The following is an 18914-nucleotide window of genomic DNA, read 5'->3' on the forward strand; positions in this document are numbered from 1 at the left end:
TGCCGTCACGTGGCGGTCGTCTGGGCGCCGGGATGGCTCGCCACGGTGTGCACCGTGCGGATCGCCATCGTGTCGGAAAGCTTTCTGCCGCAGGTCAACGGGGTCACGAACTCCGTGTTGCGGGTGGTCGAGCACGTGCGCCGCCGAGGCGGCCAGGCCCTCGTGATCGCCCCGGGTGCCGGCCCGGAGGAGCACGAAGGAACCCCCGTGATCCGGCTGCCCGCCGTGGACCTGCCGGTGGTCTCGTCGCTGCCGATCGGGTTCCCGACCCGCCGGTTGCTGCACGCGATGCAGGAATTCGGCCCGGACCTCGTGCACCTGGCATCGCCGTTCGTGGTCGGGGCGCGCGGCTTGGCGGCGGCGCGCAAGCTCGGTGTGCCGTCGGTCGCGGTTTACCAGACCGATGTCGCCGGATTCGCCGAGTCCTACGGGCTCGGGCTGACCGCGCGGGCGGCTTGGCGCTGGACGCGGCGGTTGCACTGCGGCGCGGACCGCACGCTGGCGCCGTCCACCTGGGCGGCCGAAGCCTTGCGCGAGCGCGGGATTCCGCGAGTGCACCGCTGGGGCCGCGGCGTCGACACCGCGCGGTTCGCGCCGGGCAAGCGGGATCGGGCGTTGCGCGCCGAACTCGCTCCGAACGGCGAACTGCTCGTCGGCTACGTGGGCAGGCTCGCGCCGGAGAAGCACATCGAAAGGTTGGCCGCGCTGCACGACGTGCCGGGTGTGCGGGTCGTGGTGGTCGGCGACGGGCCGCAGCGCCAAGACCTCGCCGAGCAGTTGCCGGACGCCGCGTTCCTCGGCTTGCAGACCGGAGAGGAACTGGCGCGGATCTACGCGAGCCTGGACGTGTTCGTGCACACCGGCCCGTACGAGACGTTCTGCCAGGCGGTGCAGGAGGCGATGGCTTCCGGCGTTCCCGCGATCGCACCGGACGCCGGTGGCCCGCGCGACCTCGTGCAGCCCGGACGCACCGGTTACCTGCTGCCCCCGCACGACCCGGACGCGCACGCGCAGGCGTTGCGGGATGCGGTGCAGGCGCTTCGGGATCCGCTGCTGCGTGCGAGGTTCGGTTCGGCCGCGCGCAATTCCGTCGCGCAACGCACGTGGCCTGCCGTGTGCGAAGAACTCATCGAGCACTACGCGGAGGTCATCGGGCGTCCGCGCGACGACCGGATGGCCGCGTGAGCGCTCGCGGCACGTAGGCTGCGAGCGTGTCTCGGGCCGGTTTGGACAAGGACCCTCGCGAGGTCGCCGCGATGTTCGACGGCGTCGCGAAGCGCTACGACCTGACCAACACGGTGCTGTCGTTCGGCCAGGACCGGCACTGGCGGCGCGTCACCCGCGAAGCGCTGGCGCCCGAGCCGGGCGAGCGGGTGCTCGACCTGGCCGCGGGCAGCGGCGTCTCGACCGCGGAGTTCGCCGAGTCCGGCGCGTGGTGCGTGGCGGCCGACTTCTCGCTCGGGATGCTCTCGGTCGGCCGCGACCGGGGGTTGCCGCTGGTGGCCGCGGACGCGCTGCGGCTGCCGTTCGCCGACGCCGCGTTCGACGCGGTGACGATCTCGTTCGGGCTGCGCAACCTGGTGGACACGGTCGCGGGACTGCGTGAGATGGCGCGCGTGGTGCGCCCCGGCGGGCGGCTCGTGGTGTGCGAGTTCTCCACGCCCACCTGGGAACCGTTCCGGACGGTCTACATGAACTACGTGATGCGCGCGTTGCCGCCGATCGCCCGCGCGGTCTCGTCCAACCCGGACGCCTACGTCTACCTCGCCGAGTCGATCCGGGCGTGGCCGCACCAGCCCGCGCTGGCCGCGAAGATCGGCTCCGCCGGTTGGTCGAAGGTCGCTTGGCGCGACCTGATGGGCGGCGCGGTGGCGGTGCACCGCGCGTTCAAACCCGAACTCGGCTGAGCAGCCCGCGTTCGCTCCGGGAGCGGCGCTGCTGAGCATGATCAGCGCAGCTGCCAAGACGCCTCCGCGGGCAGCTCGCCCGCCGGGCTGCGCAAGGTCCGCAGGAACGCGTCGGCCGCCGGTGCCAACGGCCGCGCCGGGTCGCGGATGACCACGACGCGCCGGTGCACCTCCGGCCCGGACAGCGGCAGGTGGCCGAGCCCGGCGAATTCCATCAGCGGCAGCACCAGCCCGGGCACCGCGGAAACCCCGAGCCCGGCCGCGACCAGCCCGGCGACGGCCGCGATGTTGCGCGCCTCCAGCGCCGGCCGTGCGTTCGGCACGGCGCGGTCGGTGTGCCAGCGGATGCTGCTGCTGGTGTCGAACGCGATGCAGGGCTCATCGGCGAGATCGGCCCACTCCAGCCGGGTGCGGTCCGCGAACCGGTGCCCTGCCGGGAAAACGCAGCAGAACCGGTCGGCGGCCAGCGGGTACACCTCCAGGTCGTCCTCCGAGCCGTCCAGCCGCACGGTCACCGCGAGATCGACCGCACCGGAGCGGACCCGCCGCAGCACCTCGCCGGACAACGCGTCTTCGATGGCGACGTCGACGTGCGGGTGCGCCGCGCGGTAGGCGGAGATCACCGGCGGCAGCAGCATCGCAGCCGGCGACGGCAGCGTCGCGATCCGGACCTGGCCGCGGGCCCCGGCGAGGAAGCCGTCGAAGTGGTTCATCCCGGCGTCGAAGGAGCCCACGATCCGGCGCGCGACGGCGCAGAACTCCGCGCCCTCCGGGGTGCTCGCCAGCTCGCGGGTGGTGCGCCGGAACAGCTCGACGCCGAGCTTGCGCTCCACCTCGCGCACGGTCCGGCTCAGCGAGGACTGGGCCAGGTGCAACCGCTGCGCGGCGAGCGTGAAGCCGCCCGCGTCGTGCACCGCGACCACCAGCCTGAGCTGCTGCAACGTGAGATCCATGCGCATCGGCCATGAATCTATCCGGAATCGATGTTTGACCGCGATGTGCGACGCGGCTCACAGTGCTCGCAGCTCCAACGCCGGAGGTCCGATGCTCGCCGTTGCCGGTTTCCTGACGATCGGGATATTCCTGGCCCTGGTGCTGTCCCGGCGGGTGTCGGTGCTGCTGGCGCTGACCCTGGTGCCGCTGCTCGCGGCGGTGGTGATCGGCGCGGGACCGCGGCTGGGCGAGCTCGTCGCCGACGGGCTGAGCACGGTCGCCCCGGTCGCCATCATGATCACGTTCGCGGTGCTGTACTTCAGCCTGATGGTCGATGCCGGGCTGTTCGACCCGGTGGTGTCCCGAATCCTGCGCTGGGCGGGCGGCGACCCGCTCAAGATCACCGTCGGCACCGCGGTGCTCACGCTGCTGGTGGCGCTCGACGGCGACGGCGCCTCCACGTTCCTGATCACCGTGTCCGCGCTGCTGCCGATCTACCGGCGGCTCGGGATGCGCCCGCTGGTGCTGGCCGGAGTCGTGTGCCTGGGCGCGGGCGTGATGAACATGGTCCCGTGGGGCGGTCCGACGGCTCGCGCGATGGCCGCGCTGGGCACCGACGGTGCGGAGCTGTTCCTGCCGGTGCTGCCCGCGATGCTGGCGGGCATCGCCTGGGTGCTGGTGGCGGCCTACCTGATCGGCCGGGCCGAGCGCAGGCGCATCGGCGTCGGTGCCGCGCCGGAGGTGGACCGGCCCCGGCTCAACCGCCCGGCGCGCATCCGCTTCCGGCTCAACGCGGCGTTGACGCTGCTGCTGGTCGTGGCGCTGCTGACCCAGCTGGCCGACCTCGAGGTGCTGTTCATCCTGGCGTTCCTGCTCGCGCTGCTGATCAACCGGCCGGGCTGGGACGCCCAGCGCGAGCTGTTCACCCGGCACGGCCACAACGTCGTGCTGGTCACCACGATGATCTTCGCGGCGGGCGTGTTCACCGGCGTGCTCACCGGCACCGGCATGATCCGGGCGATGGCCGAGACGCTGGTCGCGGTCGTGCCGAGCGGGGCGAGCGGTGCGCTGCCCGTGGTCAGCGCCGTGCTCGGGATGCCGCTGAGCCTGGTGTTCACCCCGGACGCCTACTACTTCGGCGTCGTGCCGGTGCTGGCCGAGACCACCGCCGCGCTCGGCGGCGATCCGCTGTCGGTCGGCCGGGCCGCGGTGCTCGGGCAGATGACCACCGGTTTCCCGCTGAGCCCGCTGACCGCCTCCACGTTCATCCTGCTCGGCATGACCGGCGTGGACCTCGGCGAGCACCAGCGGTTCATCTTCAAGTGGGCGTTCGGCACGACGCTGGTGATGAGCGCGGTGGCGCTGCTGACGGGAGCCCTGTGAACCGGACGACTGTGAACCGGACGACTGTGAACCGGACGACTGTGAACCGGACGACTGTGAACCGGACGACTGTGAACCGGACGACGCGGATCGGCAGCGGAGCGGGTTTCGCCGGAGACCGGATCGAGCCCGCGGCGGCGCTGGCCGAGCACGCCGGGCTCGACGACCTGGTGCTGGAGTGCCTCGCCGAACGCACCATCGCGCTCGGCCAGCAGCGCAGGCTCGCCGACCCGGCCACCGGCTACGACCCGATGCTGCGCGCCCGGCTGCGCAGGTTGCTGCCGGTGGCGGCGCGGCGCGGGGTGCGGCTGGTGAGCAACATGGGCGCGGCGAACCCTCCGGCCGCGGCCGAGGTGGCTCGCGATCTGCTGCGCGAGCACGGCCTCACCGGCCGGGTGGCCGTGCTGACCGGCGATGACGTGCTGGATCGGATCGATCTGTCGGCCCCGGCGCTGGAGGACGGCAGGCCGCTCGGCGAGCACGGCGAAGTCGTCTCGGCGAACGCCTACCTCGGCGCCGAGGACCTGCTGCCCGCGTTGCGGACCGGCGCCTCGGTGGTGCTGACCGGACGGGTCGCCGATCCGTCGCTGTTCCTGGCGCCGATCGCGCACCGCCTCGGCTGGGACCTGCGCGATCCGGCGCTCGCCGCGGCGGGAACGCTGACCGGGCACCTGCTGGAGTGCGCGGGCCAGGTCACCGGCGGCTACTTCGCCGACCCGGGGCTCAACGACGTTCCGCGACCGGCCGAGCTCGGCTTCCCGTTCGCCGACGTCGCCGCGGACGGTCCGGCCGTGCTCGGCAAACTCGCGGGCACCGGCGGGACGATCTCGCGAGCGACCGTGCGCGAGCAGCTGCTCTACGAGGTCACCGACCCGACCGGCTACATCACCCCGGACGTCGTGCTGGACTTCCGCGGCGTCACGGCCGAACCGGCCGGTCCGGACCGGGTGCGGGTCGCGGGCGCGCGCGGCCGGGAACGTCCGGACCGGCTCAAGGTCAGCGTCGGCTACCGCGCCGGGCACCGGGCCGAGGCCGAGATCAGCTACGCCGGTCCGAACGCGGCACGCCGCGCGCGGCTGGCGGCGGACGTGGTGACCGAGCGGTTGCGCGGCGCTGACCTGCGGATGCGCGCGGAGGTGCGTGGCGTCGGCGGTGTCGATGGCGGCGACGGAGCCGGCCGAGCCGGTGGTGCCGATGGAGCCGGCGGTGCCGCCGGGCCCGTGGAGGTGGACGGCGCCGCAGCCGACTGCCGCCTGCGGATCGCGGCGATGGCGCCGACCGCGGAGACCGCCGAGCTGGTCTGCCACGAGGTCGAAGCGCTCTACACCAACGGCCCGGCGGGCGGCGGCGGAGTGCGCACGTCCGTGCGCGAAGTGCTCGGCGTCGTCTCCGCGCTGCTGCCGCGGGACCAGGTGACGCCCGAGGTGACCGTGCTGGAGACCGGCGATGCTGCTGCATGAGATCGCGCACTGCCGAGCAGGCGACAAGGGCGACACCTCGACGCTGTCGCTGTTCCCGCGCGACGACCGCGACTACGACCGGTTGGTCCGGGAGATCACCGCCGAGCGGGTGCGCGCGCACCTGGCCGATCACGTGCGCGGCGAGGTCGTCCGCTACGAATTGCCGCTGCTGTGCGGCTTGCAGTTCGTTTGCCACCAGGCCCTGGACGGCGGCGTGACCACCTCGCTGGCACTGGACACCCACGGCAAGTGCCTCAGCTACCGACTGCTGGCCATGCCGCTGCCGGATTGAGTCCGGCCCGCCGAACCGCCGCAGCAGGCGGCGGCATCCGGGTGAGCCGCCGCACGGCATCCCCAGATCACGAGCCCCACCTGCGATGACAGTCACCCGAGCGGCCTACCGAACGGGGTCGATCGAGTCCGTTGACCGGCCTAGACTCGGGGAGATAGTGAACTCGTTCACAAGCGGGTTCTCCGGCGTCGTGGTGGGGCGGCGCGGGCCGGGCGGCCGCCCGGCGAACGGGACTCCGGTCGAACCGGGCACCGGGCTCCGAGCAGCGCGGGCCCGCGGGACCGGGGCCGGGAGCCGGTCACCGCCCGGGCCGGGCCCCGCCGCGGCGCGCACCGAGCACGGCGATCAAGGAGTGTCATGACCAGCGCCCCCAGTCGACGCGGCCCGAACGACGACGCCGACGTCATCGTCGTCGGCGCCGGACCGGCCGGAGCGACCGCGGCGACGTACCTGGCCCGGTCGGGCCTGGACGTCCTGCTGCTGGAGAAGAGCGTCTTCCCCCGCGAGAAGGTCTGCGGCGACGGCATCACGCCGCGCGGCGTCAAGCAGCTCATCGACCTCGGGGTGGACACCCGCGAGGAGGCGGGCTGGCTGCACAACAGGGGACTTCGGGTCGTCGGCGGCGGTGTCACGCTCGAACTGGACTGGCCGGAGCTGGCGGAATTCCCGCCCTACGGTGTGGTCCGCCCGCGCAACGACTTCGACGACCTGCTCGCCCGCGGCGCCCAGCAAGCGGGTGCCCGCATGGTGCAGCAGACCAGCGTGACCGGGGCCGTGCGCAACGAGCGCACCGGCCGCGTCGAAGGCGTCACCGCCAAGTCCGGCCCCGATAAGGTGCCGGTGACCTACCGCGCGCCGATCGTGGTCGGTTGCGACGGCGTCTCCGCCCGGCTCGCGCTGTCGATGGGCATCGAGAAGAGCGACCAGCGCCCGATGGGCGTGGCGGTGCGCCGCTACTACGACAGCCCGCGCACCAAGGACGACTTCATGGAGTCGCACCTGGAGCTGTGGGACCGCTCCGCGCCGGACGATCCGAAGCTGCTGCCCGGCTACGGCTGGATCTTCGGGATGGGCGACGGGACGGTGAACGTGGGGCTGGGCATCCTGTCCACCTCCAGCGCCTACGGCAAGACCGACTACCGCCAGCTGCTCAAGTCGTGGCTGGACGGCACCCCGGAGGAATGGGGTTTCCGGGACGAGAACGCCAACGGCCGGGTCGGCGGCGCGGCGCTGCCGATGGGCTTCAACCGCAAGCCGCACTACCGCGACGGGCTGCTGCTGGTCGGTGACGCGGGCGGGATGGTCAACCCGTTCAACGGCGAAGGAATCGCCTACGCCATGGAGTCGGCACGGCTGGCCGCCGAATGCGTGGCGCAGGCGTTCGCCCGTCCGGCGGGGCCGTCGCGGGAGCACGCGCTGCACCGGTACCCGGCCGCGGTTTCCGAAGCGATGGGCGGCTACTTCCGGATGGGCAACATCTTCAGCAAGTTGATAGGCAATCCGACCGTGATGCGGATGGCGACCAAGCACGGTCTGCCGCGCCGCACGTTGATGCGTTTCGTGTTGAAACTGCTGGCAAATCTCTACGACGGACGCGACGGCGACGCGATGGACCGTGTGATCAGCGCCACTACTCGGCTCACCCCTAGCGCCTGAGAGTCCGCGTCTGGTCAGATGGTCGCCAGACGGTGTGAGAACTCACAAAGTTAGGTTCGCCTCACTGCAAAACGGAAACGGGCGAGCGCATAGAGTGCGCAACCGACAACCGCAGACGTGACGTTCGTCGCGGCGGGGGCCGCAAGGAGGGCAGTGCCGTGGGTGGTTCGAGTGCTTCGGGTGTTCTCGACCCGTACGTCCCGCTGGTGCTGATGTTCGCGCTGGCGCTGGGATTCGCCGTGTTCTCGGTCGCCATCGCCCCGATCGTCGGCCCCCGCCGCTACAACAAGGCCAAGCTCGACGCCTACGAGTGCGGGATCGAACCGTCGCCGCAGCCGGTGATGGGCGGCGGCCGGATGCCGATCGCCTACTACCTCACGGCGATGCTGTTCATCCTGTTCGACATCGAGATGGTCTTCCTCTACCCGTTCGCGGTCTCCGCGGACTCCCTCGGCCTGTTCGGCGTGGTCGAGGTCGTGCTGTTCATCGCCACCGTCGGCTTCGCCTACGCCTACGTGTGGCGCCGAGGGGGACTCGACTGGAATTAGCGCCCGGCGCGGCCTCGGGCGAGCACTGACCGTTCTCAATGGCGAAGCGGAAGGAAGTGCCGAGATGGGCCTAGAGGAGCAGTTGCCCAACGGCATCCTGTTGGCCAACGTCGAAAAGCTCGTCAACTGGACCCGGAAGACGTCGATGTGGCCGGCGACCTTCGGGTTGGCCTGCTGCGCGATCGAGATGATGACGATCGGCGGGTCCCGCTACGACGTCGCGCGGTTCGGCATGGAGCGCTTCTCGGCCACCCCGCGGCAGGCCGATCTGATGATCGTCGCGGGCCGGGTGACCAACAAGATGGCCCCGGTGCTGCGGCAGATCTACGACCAGATGCCGGAGCCGCGCTGGGTGCTGGCGATGGGCGTGTGCGCCTCCACCGGCGGCATGTTCAACAACTACGCGGTCGTGCAGGGCGTGGACCACGTGGTGCCGGTGGACATGTACCTGCCGGGCTGCCCGCCGCGTCCGGAGATGCTGCTCGACGCGATCTTGAAGCTGCACGCCAAGGTCATGGACGAGCCGATCAACGCCAAGCGCGCCGCGATCCGCGCGGACAGCGGCGAGCGCACCGAACTCGTCGCCTCCTCCGAGCGCTACGCGCCGAAGAACCGCTCCCAGCGCAAGCGGGCCGAGCGCCAGCAACGGGCGCAGCAGAAGGAAATGGGTTCCGAGGGGGCGCTGGCCGTCGAGACCGGCGCGCAGCGCGAACAAGTCGAGCGGCAGCTCGGGGCGGGCAGGTGAGCCATGACGGACTCGAAGCGGACCACACCCGACCCCGGCGAGAAGGGCTCCAGCGCGGAACGCCCCGGGCAGGGGCTGGAACCGGCCAGGGAAGGTGAAGGCGCTGCCGCGCACCGGCAGGGTCCGGTCGTGGCCGGACGCGCCCGCAAGGGCATGTTCGGCGTGCAGGGCAGCGGTGACACCTCCGGCTACGGCGGGCTGCAGCTGCCCGCGCACGTCCCGCAGCAGGCGCAGCGGCCGTTCGGCGGATGGTTCGACGACGTCGCGGACGCGCTGCTGGAAGCGTTGCGCGACAAGGGGATCGAGTCCGCGGTGCAGCAGACCACAGTGGACCGCGGGGAGATCACCTTCTACATCGACCGCGAGCACCTGGTGGAAACCTGCCGCTCGCTGCGCGACGACGAAGCCCTGCGGTTCGAGCTGTGCAGCTCGGTGTCCGGAGTGGACTACGGCCCGGACGTGCCGCAGCGGCTGCACTCGGTCTACCACCTGACGTCGATGACCTACCGCCGCCGCATCCGGCTGGAAGTGGCCGTGGACGTCGACGATCCGCACCTGCCCTCGGTCGTTTCCGTCTACCCGACCGCGGATTTCCAGGAGCGGGAAGCGTGGGACATGTTCGGCCTGATCTACGACGGGCACCCCGCGCTGACCCGGATCCTGATGCCGGACGACTGGGACGGGCACCCGCAGCGCAAGGACTACCCGCTGGGCGGGATTCCCGTGGAGTACAAGGGCGGCGCCGAAATACCGCCGCCGGACCAGCGCCGGGCCTACACATGATCACCGGTAGGCAGCACGCGGAGAGGTGCTGAACATGACCACCGAACCACTGACCGATCCCACCACCGGTCCGACCGATCCCGCCGCGCCGCGGGAGACCACCGAGGGCCGGATCTACACCGTCACCGGCGGCGACTGGGACGAGTTCCTGGACGAGACGGCCGGTGACGAGCGCGTCGTCATCAACCTGGGACCGCAGCACCCGTCCACGCACGGCGTGCTGCGCCTGGTCCTGGAGCTGGAGGGCGAGACGGTCACCCAGGCCCGCTCGGTGATCGGCTACCTGCACACCGGGATCGAGAAGAACACCGAGTACCGCACCTGGACCCAGGGCGTCACGTTCGTGACGCGGATGGACTACCTGGCGCCGCTGTACAACGAGGCCGCGTACTGCCTCGGCGTGGAGAAGCTGCTGGAGATCGAGGCTCCGCCGCGGGCGCAGACGTTCCGGGTCATGCTCATGGAGCTGAACCGGATCTCCTCGCACCTGGTGTTCATGGCCACCGGCGCGATGGAGCTCGGTTCCACCACCGGCATGACCTTCGGCTTCCGCGACCGCGAGGAAGTGCTGCACCTGCTGGAGTTCCTCACCGGGCTGCGGATGAACCACGCCTTCATCCGGCCCGGCGGGGTCGCCCAGGACCTGCCGGAGGGCTACCGGGAGAAGGTGCTGGAGTTCATCAAGGTCATGGACTCCCGGCTGCCGGACTACCACAAGCTGTTCTCCGGCCAGCCGATCTGGAAGCAGCGCCTGCAGGACGTCGGCTACCTGCCGCTGGACGGCGCGCTGCAGCTCGGCGTGACCGGCCCGATGCTGCGTTCCGCGGGCATCGCGTGGGACCTGCGCAAGATCGAGCCGTACTGCGGCTACGAGGACTTCGAGTTCGAGGTGCCGACCAGCACCGACGGGGACTGCTTCGCGCGGTTCCAGCTGCGGCTGGAGGAGATCCACCAGTCGCTGAAGATCGTCCGGCAGTGCCTGGACAAGCTCGAGCCCGGCCCGGTCATGGTCGAGGACCCGAAGATCGCCTGGCCCGCGAAGCTGAGCATCGGACCGGACGGCATGGGCAACTCGCTGGAGCACGTCCGCAAGATCATGGGCCAGTCCATGGAGTCCCTGATCCACCACTTCAAGCTGGTCACCGAGGGCTTCGACGTGCCGCCGGGGCAGGTGTACTCGCCGGTGGAGTCGCCGCGCGGCGAGCTCGGCTACCACCTGGTCTCCGACGGCGGCACCCGGCCGATGCGGGTGCACGTGCGGGAACCGAGCTTCGTGAACCTCCAGGCGTTCCCGGCGATGTCCGAGGGCGGCCTGGTAGCGGACGTGATCGCGGCGGTCGCCTCGATCGATCCGGTGATGGGCGGGGTGGACCGATGACCGAGCAGTTCGATTTCACCACCACCGAGCACACGATCTCCCCGCCGCGGGAGCAGGTGTTCGGCGAGGACGTGCGCGCCGACGCGCGCAAGATCGTCGAGCGCTACCCGGAGTCGCGGTCGGCGCTGCTGCCGATGCTGCACCTGGTGCAGTCGGTGCAGGGCCACGTCAGCAACGACGGCATCGAGTTCTGCGCCGAGCAGCTCGCGCTGTCGGCCGCGGAGGTCAGCGCGGTCGCCACCTTCTACACGATGTACAAGCGCACGCCGTGCGGGCGGCACATCGTCAGCGTTTGCACGAACACGTTGTGCGCGGCGCTCGGCGGCGACGAGATCTACAAGGGACTCTCCGAGCACTTGGGCGTCGGGCACGACGAAACCGCGGGCACACCGGGCGAAGAGGGCTCGCTGACGTTGGAGCACGCGGAATGCCTCGCGGCCTGCGACCTCGCCCCGGTGCTGCAGGTCGATTACGAGTACTACGACAAGCAGCAGCCGGAATCCGCGCTGGAACTGGTGAAAGCGTTGCAGCGCGGGGAGAAGCCGGCGCCCACGCGCGGCGCCCCGCTGACCGACTTCCGCACCACCGAGCGCCAGCTCGCCGGGTTCTTCGACCGGCCGGGCGCTCGCCTCGGCGACACAGTGGACGGGCCGTCGGCCGCGCCGGAGACGCTGCGCGGCGCCGGGATGGCCGAGCAGCGCGGATGGACCTCCCCCGCGATGCCGGACGACGCACCGATCCCGCCGCTGCCGGAGAAGGAGTGACCATGACCGACGCGAACTCCCGGCCGGACCCGCTGACCCCGGTGCTCACCAAGCGGTGGCTGTCGCCGGACTCGTGGAGCATCCGCACCTACGAGCGGCTGGAGGGCTACACCGCGCTGCGCAAGGCGCTGGCCGCGCAGCCGGACGAGCTGATCGAGCTGGTCAAGACCGCGGGCCTGCGCGGCCGCGGCGGTGCCGGGTTCCCGGCGGGCGTGAAGTGGGGATTCATGCCGAAGGAGCCGGTCAAACCGCACTACCTCGTGATCAACGCGGACGAGGGCGAACCGGGCACCTGCAAGGACATCCCGCTGATGATGGCCGATCCGCACTCGCTGATCGAGGGCTGCATCATCGCGAGCTACGCCATGCGCGCGCACCACTGCCTGATCTACGTGCGGGGCGAGGCGCTGCACTGCATCCGGCGGCTGAACAACGCGGTGCAGGAGGCGTACGAGGCGGGCTACCTGGGCAAGAACATCCTCGGTTCCGGGTTCGACTGCGACATCGTCGTGCACGCGGGTGCGGGCGCCTACATCTGCGGTGAGGAGACCGCGCTGCTGGACTCGCTGGAAGGCAAGCGCGGCCAGCCGCGGCTCAAACCGCCGTTCCCGGCCGCGGCAGGGCTCTACGCCTGCCCGACGACGGTGAACAACGTCGAGACGATCGCCTCGGTGCCGTTCATCGTCAACGGCGGTTCGGACTGGTTCCGCACCATGGGGCGGGAGAAGTCGCCGGGGCCGAAGATCTTCTCGCTGTCCGGCCACGTCGAGCGGCCCGGCCAGTACGAGGCACCGCTGGGCACCACGCTGCGGGAGCTGCTGGAACTCGCCGGCGGGATGAAAGACGGGATTCCGCTGAAGTTCTGGACCCCGGGCGGTTCCTCGACACCGCTGTTCACCGCCGAGCACCTGGACGTGCCGCTGGACTTCGAGGGCGCGGCCGAGGCCGGATCGATGCTGGGCACCACGGCGCTGATGGTGTTCAACGAGACGGTTTCGGTGCCGTGGGCGGTCATGAAGTGGACCCAGTTCTACGAGCACGAGTCCTGCGGCAAGTGCACGCCCTGCCGCGAGGGCACGTTCTGGCTCGCGCAGGTGCTGGAGCGGATGGTCGGCGGCAACGGCACCGAAGAGGACATCGAGACGCTGCTCGACGTCTGCGACAACATCTTCGGCCGCTCGTTCTGCGCGCTCGGCGACGGCGCGGTCAGTCCGATCACCAGCGGCATCAAGTACTTCCGCGAGGAATTCCTCGCGCTGTGTCAGCAGAACCGGCCCGGCGCCGAGCCGGGCGAGCCCGCACTGGCAGGAGCGGCCCGATGACGGTGGCACCCGAGCGAGAGAGCAAGCCGGTCCCGGAGGGGCACGTCCGGCTCACCATCGACGGCGTCGAGATCGACGCGCCGAAGGGCGAGCTGCTGATCCGCACCGCCGAGCGGATGGGCATCACCATCCCGCGCTTCTGCGACCACCCGCTGCTGGATCCCGCGGGCGCGTGCAGGCAGTGCCTGGTCGAGGTGGAGATGAACGGCCGGGCGATGCCCAAGCCGCAGGCCAGCTGCACCATCACCGTCGCAGACGGGATGGTCGTCAAGACGCAGCGCAGCTCACCGGTGGCGGACAAGGCGCAGCAGGGCATGATGGAGCTGCTGCTGATCAACCACCCGCTGGACTGCCCGATCTGCGACAAGGGCGGCGAGTGCCCGCTGCAGAACCAGGCGCTCAAGCACGGGCGCGCGGAATCCCGGTTCCACGACACCAAGCGGACCTTCGCCAAGCCGGTGCCGATCTCGGCGCAGGTGCTGCTGGACCGCGAGCGTTGCGTGCTGTGCCAGCGCTGCACCCGCTTTTCCAAGCAGATCGCGGGTGATCCGTTCATCGAGCTGCTGGAGCGCGGCGCGGTGCAGCAGATCGGGATCGCCGAGCAGCAGCCGTTCCAGTCCTACTTCTCCGGCAACACCATCCAGATCTGCCCGGTGGGCGCGTTGACCAGTGCGGCCTACCGGTTCCGGTCCCGGCCGTTCGACCTGGTGTCCACGCCCGGTGTGTGCGAGCACTGCTCTTCGGGCTGCGCTACCCGCACGGACTGGCGGCGCGGCAAGGTGATGCGCCGGCTCGCGGGTGAGGACCCGGAGGTCAACGAGGAGTGGACCTGCGACAAGGGCCGGTTCGCGTTCCGCTACGCCACCGCCACCGACCGGTTCACGCGGCCGCAGGTGCGGGAGAACGGTGCGCTGCGACCGGCGTCGTGGACGGAGGCGTTGCGCACGGCCGCCGACGGGCTCATCGCCGCGCGCGACGAACACGGCGTCGGTGTGCTGCCGGGCGGGCGGCTGACCGTCGAGGACGCCTACGCCTACTCGAAGTTCGCGCGGATCGCGTTGCGCACCAACGACATCGACGCCCGTGCGCGGGCGCACTCGGACGAGGAGCTGGCGTTCCTGGAGTCCACTGTGGTCGGCATGGGGCCGGGCTCCGGCGCGGTGACCTACGCGGACCTGGAGGCCGCGCCCGCGGTGCTGTGCGTGGCCTTCGAGCCGGAGGAGGAATCGCCGATCGTGTTCCTGCGGCTGCGCAAAGCGGCTCGCAAGGGCAGCACGAAGGTCTTCCACCTCGGGCAGTGGAACTCGCCCGGGGTGGAGAAGACCACCCGGATCATGGGCGGTGGCGGGCCGATCGACGCCGGTGCGCTGCTGCCTTGCCCGCCCGGTGGGGAGGCCGCCGCGCTCGCCGCGCTTCCGTCCGAAGTGGACGAACTGCTGCGCGCGGACGGCGCGGTGCTCGCCGTCGGTGAGCGCGCCGCGCAGATTCCCGGGCTGTACTCCGAAATCGTGCGCACCGCCGCGCGCACCGGCGCCGGGATCGCCTGGATCCCGCGGCGTGCCGGGGAACGCGGCGCGGTCGAAGCGGGCGCGTTGCCGAACCTGCTGCCCGGCGGGCGCAGCGTCACCGACCTGAACTCCTGCGTGGAACTCGCCCGCGAGTGGGGACAGCCGAGCCTGCCCGGCATCCCCGGCCGGGACACCACCGGCATCCTCACCGCCGCCGCGCGCGGCGAACTGTCCGGGCTGCTGGTCGGCGGCGTCGACCCGGACGACCTGCCCGATCCGGAACTGGCCGCCCAAGCCCTGGCGCGCGCCGGGTTCGTGGTGAGCCTGGAACTGCGACCCAGCGGCGTCACCGAACACGCCGACGTGGTGCTGCCGATCGCGCCGAGCGTCGAGAAGTCCGGCAGCTACCTGAACTGGGAAGGCCGCCGCCGCGAGTTCGCCGTCACGATCGAAGGCAGCGGTGCGCTGCCGGACTGCCGCGTGCTGGACACCCTCGCGGTGGAGATGGACGCCGACCTGTTCACCCAGACCCCGGCGGCATCCCGCGCCGAGCTCGACCGGCTCGGGATAAGCGACCGGCCGCGGGCAGCACCACCGGAAGAACCGGTGCGGCCGGTGTCCCCACCAGGACCGGGCCGTGCGCTGCTGGCGACCTGGCGGCTGCTGCTCGACGACGGGTCGCTGCAGGACGGGGAACCGAACCTCGCGGGCACCCGGCGCCGCCCGGTCGCGATGCTTTCGCCGGGCACCGCGCGGCGGCTCGGGCTCGGGCCGCGGCAGCAGGTCGAGGTCCGCGGTGACCGCGGCGCGATCTCGCTGGAAGCCGAGGTGACCGAGATGCCGGACGACGTGGTCTGGCTGCCGTCGGAATCCGGGCCGTCGAAGGTGAACCGGGCGCTCGGCGTCGGGCACGGCGCCGCGGTCGCGCTCGCGCCCGCCGCCACGTTCCCAGCCGGGGGCGACAGCGTCGCCGGGCACGGCATCAACGGGGCCAACGGGCACACCGGTAACGGGCACACCGGGCAGGCGCCGGCAGGTCCGGACGCCGAGGGGAGCCGGTCATGACCCACACCGCGGAGCTGATCGCCGACGACCCGATCTGGCTGGTCCTGATCAAGGTCGTCGCGATCTTCGCCTTCCTGGTCCTGATGACGCTGCTGACGATCTGGGCCGAGCGCCGCGTGCTCGGGCGGATGCAGCACCGGCCCGGACCGAACCGCGCCGGACCGTTCGGCATCCTGCAGTCGCTGGCCGACGGGCTCAAGCTCGCGTTCAAGGAGGACATCCGCCCGGTGCTGGCGGACAAGTGGGTGTACTTCCTGGCGCCGGTGATCTCCGCGGCGCCCGCGCTGGTGTCGTTCTCGGTGATGCCGATCGGGCCGGAGGTCACGATCTTCGGGGAGCGCACCGCGCTGCAGCTGGTGGAGCTGCCGGTCGGGTTGCTGGTCGTGCTGGCGATGGCCTCCATCGGCGTCTACGGCATCGTGCTCGCCGGGTGGGCGTCCGGTTCGCCGTACCCGCTGCTGGGGTCGTTGCGCTCGGCCGCTCAGGTGATCTCCTACGAGATCGCGATGGGCCTGTCGTTCGTCGCGGTGATCATGTACTCGGGCACGCTGTCCACATCGGGCATCGTCGAGGCGCAGACGAACGGCTGGTTCGCGCTGGTGCTGCCGGTCAGCTTCCTGGTCTACGCGGTGTCCATGGTCGGCGAGACCAACCGCGCCCCGTTCGACCTGCCGGAAGCCGAGTCCGAGCTGGTCGGCGGGTTCCACACCGAGTACTCCTCGCTGAAGTTCGCGCTGTTCTTCCTCGCCGAGTACATCAACATGGTCACCGTCTCGGCGCTGGCCACCACGCTGTTCCTCGGCGGCTGGCACGCGCCGTGGCCGCTGAGCCTGATCGGCGACGGGGTGCTCAACACCGGCTGGTGGCCCGTGCTGTGGTTCCTCGGCAAGACGCTGTTCTTCCTGTTCGTGTTCGTGTGGCTGCGCGGCACGCTGCCGCGGCTGCGCTACGACCAGTTCATGAACCTCGGCTGGAAGCTGCTGGTCCCGGTGAGCCTGGTGTGGATCGTGGTGGTCACCGTGATCCGCGCGCTGCGCAACGAGCAGCTGCTCGCCTCGCCACCGGCACTGATCATCGGCGCGGTCGTGATCGTCGCGCTGGCCGCAGTCGTGTTCCTGCTGCCCGGCCGCGGCGAACCGGAACCGGAGGAGCCCGCGGCGCCGCTGTCCGGCAGCGGCTACCCGGTGCCACCGCTGGACCTGCAAGTGCCCCCGACCCCACCGCGGCGGCGGCAGGTGCCGTCCGGGGCCGAGGACGGCTCGAAGGAGGGAGCGGGCAGTGTTTGATCCGCTGAAAGGTTTCGGCGTCACCTTCTCGACCATGTTCAAGAAGGTCGTCACCGAGGAGTACCCCGAGGTCAAGAAGGTCACCGCGCCCCGGTTCCACGGCCGCCACCAGCTCAACCGGCACCCGGACGGGCTGGAGAAGTGCGTGGGCTGCGAACTGTGCGCCTGGGCCTGCCCGGCCGACGCGATCTTCGTCGAGGGCGGGGACAACACCGACGACGCGCGGTACTCGCCCGGTGAGCGCTTCGGCGCCGACTACCAGATCAACTACCTGCGCTGCATCGGCTGCGGCCTGTGCATCGAGGCGTGCCCGACGCGGTCGCTGACCATGACCAACGAGTACGAGACCGCCGACGACAACCGGCAGAACCTGATCTACACCAAGGAGGACCTGCTGGCGCCGCTGCTGCCCGGCATGGAGCAGCCGCCGCACCCGATGCGGCTCGGCGAGGACGAGCAGGACTACTACGTGCGCGGCCCCGAACTCGCGCGGCAGGCCGGAGTGCCGTCGGGCGAGACCGTCGAGACCGGCCAAGAGGAGGCGCGGCGGTGATGCTCGCGGCAACGGCGGTGCTCGCCCAGCAGCAGGCCGCGGACGTGGTCGGCGCCGGTGAGACCGCGGTGTTCTGGATCCTCGGCCCGCTGTCGCTGGTCGGGGCGCTCGGCATGGTGTTCGCCCGCAACGCCGTGCACTCGGCGCTGTGGCTGGTGCTGACGATGCTCAGCCTCGGGGTGCTCTACATGGCGCAGAGCGCGCAGTTCCTCGGGTTCACCCAGATCATCGTCTACACCGGCGCGATCATGATGCTGTTCCTGTTCGTGCTGATGATGGTCGGGCGGGACTCGTCGGACTCGGTGGTGGAAGTGCTGCGCGGGCAGCGGCTGGCGGCCGCGGTGGCCGGGGTGGGCTTCGCGCTGCTGCTGGTGACCGGGCTGGCGCGGTCGCTGACCGACGTGCCGGTGGCGGCGCCGCTGGACCCGTGGTCGCCGCAGGGCGGCGGCGCAGGCGGGCTCGGTGCGCTGATCTTCACCGACTACCTGTTCCCGTTCGAGCTGACCTCCGCGCTGCTGATCACCGCGGCGATCGGCGCGATGGTGCTGGCCTACGGCGGCAAGGGCCGGGCGGCCAAGATCGGCCAGCGGGAGCGGGCCGACGCCCGGTTCCGCGGTGCGCGGCCGTCGCCGCTACCGGGTCCCGGCGTGTACGCGACCGCCAACTCGGTCGCCACGCCCGCGCTGCTGCCGGACGGCACGGTGGCTCCCGAGTCGCTGTCCGAGATCTTGGACAACCTGCCTGCGGAACGGCTCACCCGCGAACGCGCCGCCGTCGCGGGCCGCACCGAGCAGCCGGACCCGCACGCGCTCACCACGCCCGAACGGCGCGGCAAGCACGAGAAGCCCGAGTCCGCACCGGACACCGCGGAACCCGGGCAGCGCAACGGAACCCGGTCCGGCGACGAGGGCAACGGCAACGGGGACAACGGCAACAACGGGCGGTCCGAGTCCGGGCACGCCGCACCCGAGGAGGTCCGGCAGTGACCCCGACCTACTACCTGTTGCTGTCCGCGCTGCTGTTCAGCATCGGCGCCGTCGGCGTGCTGGTGCGGCGCAACGCGATCGTCGTGTTCATGTGCGTGGAGCTGATGCTCAACGCGGTCAACCTCACGCTGGTGACCTTCGCCCGGATCGAGGGCTCGGTGCACGGGCAGGTGATGGCGTTCTTCGTGATGGTCGTCGCCGCAGCCGAGGTCGTGGTGGGGCTGGCGATCATCATGTCGATCTTCCGCACCCGCCGGTCGGCCTCGGTCGACGACGCGAACCTGCTCAAGTACTGACCGCGCTCATCGAGGGAGACCTGGCGTGACGACGACGTTTCCGGCTGTC

Annotated in this window: 18 protein-coding genes; 17 read left to right on the forward strand and 1 reads right to left on the reverse strand. The window is 71.1% G+C overall.

The features are described 5' to 3' along the window. Positions 1-9 precede the first annotated feature (9 nt). Together INP57_RS05505 and INP57_RS05510 are read left to right on the forward strand one after the other, a co-directional pair. Positions 10-1185 carry a glycosyltransferase family 4 protein gene (locus INP57_RS05505; protein ID WP_307849923.1) on the forward strand — a complete coding sequence of 392 codons (1176 nt, stop codon included), beginning with the start codon at positions 10-12 and terminating at the stop codon, positions 1183-1185. A 26-nt stretch (positions 1186-1211) separates the two neighbouring features. Beyond that, on the forward strand, positions 1212-1907 hold the full coding sequence (locus tag INP57_RS05510) for a demethylmenaquinone methyltransferase (protein WP_200068947.1): 696 nt from the start codon (positions 1212-1214) through the stop codon (positions 1905-1907). A 41-nt stretch (positions 1908-1948) separates the two neighbouring features. Here the strand turns inward: INP57_RS05510 and INP57_RS05515 are convergent, their stop codons facing one another. Continuing rightward, positions 1949-2866, reverse strand: coding sequence for a LysR family transcriptional regulator (locus tag INP57_RS05515; RefSeq protein ID WP_200068948.1), 918 nt, complete (start codon positions 2864-2866; stop codon positions 1949-1951). Positions 2867-2951: 85 nt separating this feature from the next. Between INP57_RS05515 and INP57_RS05520 the strand changes: the two genes are divergently transcribed. The 15 genes from INP57_RS05520 to nuoK all read left to right on the forward strand — a co-directional run bounded on the left by INP57_RS05520 (position 2952) and on the right by nuoK (position 18865). Continuing rightward, on the forward strand, positions 2952-4223 hold the full coding sequence (locus INP57_RS05520) for a CitMHS family transporter (RefSeq protein WP_200068949.1): 1272 nt from the start codon (positions 2952-2954) through the stop codon (positions 4221-4223). A 71-nt stretch (positions 4224-4294) separates the two neighbouring features. Continuing rightward, positions 4295-5683: an acyclic terpene utilization AtuA family protein gene (locus INP57_RS05525; RefSeq protein ID WP_307849924.1), complete on the forward strand. Its 1389-nt coding sequence runs from the start codon at positions 4295-4297 to the stop codon at positions 5681-5683. Beyond that, complete coding sequence (locus INP57_RS05530) at positions 5670-5975, forward strand: AtuA-related protein (RefSeq protein ID WP_200068951.1); 306 nt, start codon at positions 5670-5672, stop codon at positions 5973-5975. Before INP57_RS05525 ends, INP57_RS05530 begins: the two co-directional genes overlap by 14 nt. Positions 5976-6332: 357 nt before the next feature. Beyond that, the gene (locus INP57_RS05535; RefSeq protein ID WP_200068952.1) at positions 6333-7631 is read left to right on the forward strand and encodes a geranylgeranyl reductase family protein; all 1299 of its coding nucleotides are present in this window, start codon (positions 6333-6335) and stop codon (positions 7629-7631) included. A gap of 158 nt (positions 7632-7789) precedes the next feature. Beyond that, a complete protein-coding gene (locus INP57_RS05540; RefSeq protein WP_200068953.1) occupies positions 7790-8179 on the forward strand; it encodes an NADH-quinone oxidoreductase subunit A in 390 nt (129 codons plus the stop codon). Positions 8180-8243: 64 nt separating this feature from the next. Next, a complete protein-coding gene (locus INP57_RS05545; RefSeq protein ID WP_200068954.1) occupies positions 8244-8924 on the forward strand; it encodes a NuoB/complex I 20 kDa subunit family protein in 681 nt (226 codons plus the stop codon). Positions 8925-8927: 3 nt separating this feature from the next. Next, complete coding sequence (locus tag INP57_RS05550) at positions 8928-9707, forward strand: NADH-quinone oxidoreductase subunit C (RefSeq protein WP_200068955.1); 780 nt, start codon at positions 8928-8930, stop codon at positions 9705-9707. 34 nt (positions 9708-9741) lie between these two features. Then, complete coding sequence (locus INP57_RS05555; RefSeq protein ID WP_200068956.1) at positions 9742-11085, forward strand: NADH-quinone oxidoreductase subunit D; 1344 nt, start codon at positions 9742-9744, stop codon at positions 11083-11085. Continuing rightward, a complete protein-coding gene (gene nuoE, locus INP57_RS05560; RefSeq protein WP_200068957.1) occupies positions 11082-11849 on the forward strand; it encodes an NADH-quinone oxidoreductase subunit NuoE in 768 nt (255 codons plus the stop codon). Before INP57_RS05555 ends, nuoE begins: the two co-directional genes overlap by 4 nt. A 2-nt stretch (positions 11850-11851) precedes the next feature. Beyond that, on the forward strand, positions 11852-13171 hold the full coding sequence (gene nuoF, locus INP57_RS05565) for an NADH-quinone oxidoreductase subunit NuoF (protein WP_200068958.1): 1320 nt from the start codon (positions 11852-11854) through the stop codon (positions 13169-13171). Next, the gene (locus INP57_RS05570; RefSeq protein WP_200068959.1) at positions 13168-15744 is read left to right on the forward strand and encodes an NADH-quinone oxidoreductase subunit G; all 2577 of its coding nucleotides are present in this window, start codon (positions 13168-13170) and stop codon (positions 15742-15744) included. The genes nuoF and INP57_RS05570 overlap by 4 nt, the downstream gene beginning before the upstream one ends. Further along, positions 15741-17030 (forward strand): NADH-quinone oxidoreductase subunit NuoH, encoded by a 1290-nt coding sequence (gene nuoH, locus INP57_RS05575; protein ID WP_200068960.1) that lies wholly within the window; start codon positions 15741-15743, stop codon positions 17028-17030. Before INP57_RS05570 ends, nuoH begins: the two co-directional genes overlap by 4 nt. Next, on the forward strand, positions 17023-17583 hold the full coding sequence (gene nuoI / locus INP57_RS05580) for an NADH-quinone oxidoreductase subunit NuoI (RefSeq protein WP_200068961.1): 561 nt from the start codon (positions 17023-17025) through the stop codon (positions 17581-17583). Before nuoH ends, nuoI begins: the two co-directional genes overlap by 8 nt. Beyond that, positions 17583-18569, forward strand: coding sequence for an NADH-quinone oxidoreductase subunit J (locus tag INP57_RS05585; protein ID WP_200068962.1), 987 nt, complete (start codon positions 17583-17585; stop codon positions 18567-18569). The genes nuoI and INP57_RS05585 overlap by 1 nt, the downstream gene beginning before the upstream one ends. Next, complete coding sequence (gene nuoK / locus INP57_RS05590) at positions 18566-18865, forward strand: NADH-quinone oxidoreductase subunit NuoK (RefSeq protein WP_200068963.1); 300 nt, start codon at positions 18566-18568, stop codon at positions 18863-18865. The genes INP57_RS05585 and nuoK overlap by 4 nt, the downstream gene beginning before the upstream one ends. Positions 18866-18914 lie beyond the last annotated feature (49 nt).

The organism is Saccharopolyspora galaxeae (genome assembly GCF_016526145.1).
GTDB lineage: Bacteria > Actinomycetota > Actinomycetes > Mycobacteriales > Pseudonocardiaceae > Saccharopolyspora_C > Saccharopolyspora_C galaxeae.